We start from the raw sequence: 2772 nt of genomic DNA, 5'->3' as shown, positions 1-2772 counted from the left end.
GGTGGAAGACGACCTCGCGATGGCGCAGGCGCTGCAGCTGGCGCTCGAACGGCGCGGCTTCGACATGGCGGTGGTGCACAACGGCAGCGATGCGCTGCAGCAGCTGCGCAACCAGCCGCCCGACCTGACGCTGCTCGACCTGACGATTCCCGGCCTGGACGGCCTGCAGGTGCTGCACCGCGCGCGCGCCGAGGGAATCCGCGTCCCCATCGTGGTGCTGACGGCGCGTGGCGCGGTCGGCGACCGGGTGCTGGGCCTGAACGCCGGTGCCGACGACTACCTGGCCAAGCCGTTCGACCTGGACGAACTCGAGGCCCGCATCCGCGCGCTGCTGCGCCGCACCGCGGACCCCGGATCGGAGGAGCTCGCCTGCGGCGCGCTGACGCTGGAGCTGTCGTCCGGCGCGTTCTACCTCGACGGCCGCGTGTTCGACGTGACGCCGCGCGAGCAGGCGCTGCTGAAGGCGCTGATCGCGCGGCCCGGCCATGCGCAGCCGAAGGAGAAGCTGTTCCGCGTCGTGTTCCCGATGGAGACCGACATCCAGTTCGAGGCGATCGAGGTGGTGGCCTACCGGCTGCGCAAGAAGCTCGCCGGCTCCGGCGTCTCGCTGATCACGCTGCGCGGCCTGGGCTACCTGCTGCGCTGCGACCCGGCCGACGGCGCCGCATGACGCAGCCGGTCTATTCCCTGAGGCGCCGGCTGATGGGCTGGATCGTGCTGCCGATCGCCTGCTTCATCGCGTTCGACACGGTCAGCCTCTACCAGCGCGCGCTCGACGCCATCACGCTGGCCTACGATCGCACGCTGCTCAGCTCGGCGCGCAACATCGGCGAGCTGCTGTCCGTCAAGGGCAACGACCTGCACGTGGAGCTGCCGTACAACGCGCTGGAGATGCTGGACAACGGCGACGCCCGGATGATGTACCGCGTGAGCGGCTTCAACGGCGAGTTCCTGTCGGGCTATGCCGATTTCCCGCCCTATGCGCGCACGCCGCCGCAGCGCTCGGCATACGACGCGCTGGTCGATTTCTACGACGGCGAGTTCCGCGGCGAGCCGGTGCGCATCGCTGCGCTCTACCAGCCGGTGGCCAGCTCCGACGCGCGCGGCGTCGCGCTGGTGCAGGTGGCCGAGACGCTGGAGGTGCGGCGGCGGCTCGCGCGGCAGATCCTGATGGACACGCTGGTCCGCCAGGCGCTGCTGATCAGCGTCGTCGTGGCGATCACCTGGTTCGTCGTCGCCCACGCGCTGCGGCCGATCGAGGCGCTGCGCGCGCAGCTCGAATCGCGCAGCGCCCGCGACCTGTCGCCGGTCGCGAGCCCGGACCTGCCGGCCGAGATGACACCGCTGCTCGGCGCGGTGAACCAGTTGATGCAGCGACTGCAGCGGCTGCACGACCACCAGCGCCAGTTCGTGCGCGATGCCTCGCACCAGCTGCRCACGCCGCTCGCGGTGCTGAAGACCCAGGTGCAGTCGGCGCTGTGCATGCCGGCCAGCGATGCCCGCGACGCACTGCCGGCGATGCATGCGACGGTCGACCGGGCGATCCGCCTGGCCAACCAGATGCTCGCGCTGGCCAAGGTCGAGCAGGTGCAAGGCCAGGCCGAACCGGCCATCTCCGACCTGGGAGCGCTGGCGAACGAGGTGGCGCTCGACCTGTCGCCGCTGATCGGCGAGCGCGACCTCGACTTCGAGCTGCAGGCCGAAACGAGCCTGGTGCACGGCCATGAGTGGATGGTGCGGGAGCTGCTGCGCAACCTGCTGCACAACGCGATCCGCGAGACGCCAAAGCGCGGCGAGCTGCTGATGCGGGTCGCGAACGCCGAGCTGCTGATCAGCGACAGCGGCCCGGGCATCGCCCCCGAGCTGCGCGACCGGCTGTTCGAGCCGTTCCACACCGGGCACCCGACGCAGGGCAGCGGGCTCGGGCTGTCGATCTGCCGCGAGATCTGCAATTCGGTGGGCGCGACGATCGAGCTGGCGAACCGGCAGTACGCCGGCCGGCTCGCCGGCCTCGACGCGACGGTGCGGTTCCGGCCCGCCAGCGAGCCGCCGCCGGCCTGAAACTGCCTACACTGGGGGCTCCACCACTGCGCGCAGCCCCGTCCCCGAACCGTTCATGGCGAAGTCATCCCATAGCGCCCACCCCGGTACACCTTCCAGCGCACCCGCCGACGCCGGCGTGCGGCTCGACAAATGGTTGTGGGCCGCCCGCTTCTTCAAGACCCGCAGCCTCGCGACCCAGGAGATCGACAAGGGCCGCATCAGCGTGAACGGTCAGGCCGCGAAGCCGGCACGCGAGCTGAGGCCGGGCGATCGCGTCGAGATGCGCCAGGGGCCGCTGACCCTCAGCATCGTCGTGYGGGCGCTCAGCCACCAGCGCGGGCCGGCGCCGGTCGCGCAGGCGCTGTACGAGGAGACCGCCGACAGCATCGCGCGCCGCGACGAGGCGGCGAAGCAGCGCAAGCTGGCGGCCGAACCGGCCCTGGCGATCGAGCAGGGCCGCCCCACCAAGCGTGATCGCCGCCAGCTCGCCGACTGGAACCGCTGGAGCGCAAGCATCGACCCTGAATGACCCTGGGCCCGGGTCGGCCCGCCCTTGCCTTTCCCCCGCACGGTCCCACGTGCCCAGCATCACCGGGGCCCTGCATTATTTTGAAAGCCCCTCTTGAAACGCGGGGCAAAGCGCCCATCTGCGCGCCATTCGACAGGATCCACCCATGCAAAATCCAGAAAATTCTTCGCAAGATCAAGGACTTGAGACGCCGGCTGACC

3 protein-coding genes are annotated in these 2772 nt (G+C 70.5%); all 3 read left to right on the top strand.

From position 1 onward, the window contains the following. Nucleotide 1: 1 nt before the first annotated feature. Genes AC1D01_RS28735 through AC1D01_RS28725 form a run of 3 tightly spaced genes read left to right on the top strand, consistent with a single transcriptional unit; the run spans nt 2 to nt 2572 of the window. Entirely contained in the window at nt 2–670 is a 669-nt protein-coding gene (locus AC1D01_RS28735; RefSeq protein ID WP_477872491.1) for a response regulator, read from the top strand. 32 nt (nt 671–702) lie between these two features. After that, a complete protein-coding gene (locus tag AC1D01_RS28730) occupies nt 703–2061 on the top strand; it encodes a sensor histidine kinase (protein ID WP_477872489.1) in 1359 nt (452 codons plus the stop codon). 55 nt (nt 2062–2116) lie between these two features. Beyond that, complete coding sequence (locus tag AC1D01_RS28725; protein WP_477872487.1) at nt 2117–2572, top strand: RNA-binding S4 domain-containing protein; 456 nt, start codon at nt 2117–2119, stop codon at nt 2570–2572. Nucleotides 2573–2772 lie beyond the last annotated feature (200 nt).

The sequence above is a fragment of the Rhizobacter sp. P3_B12 genome (genome assembly GCF_056402895.1).
This window is presented reverse-complemented; position numbering and strand designations above follow the sequence as displayed.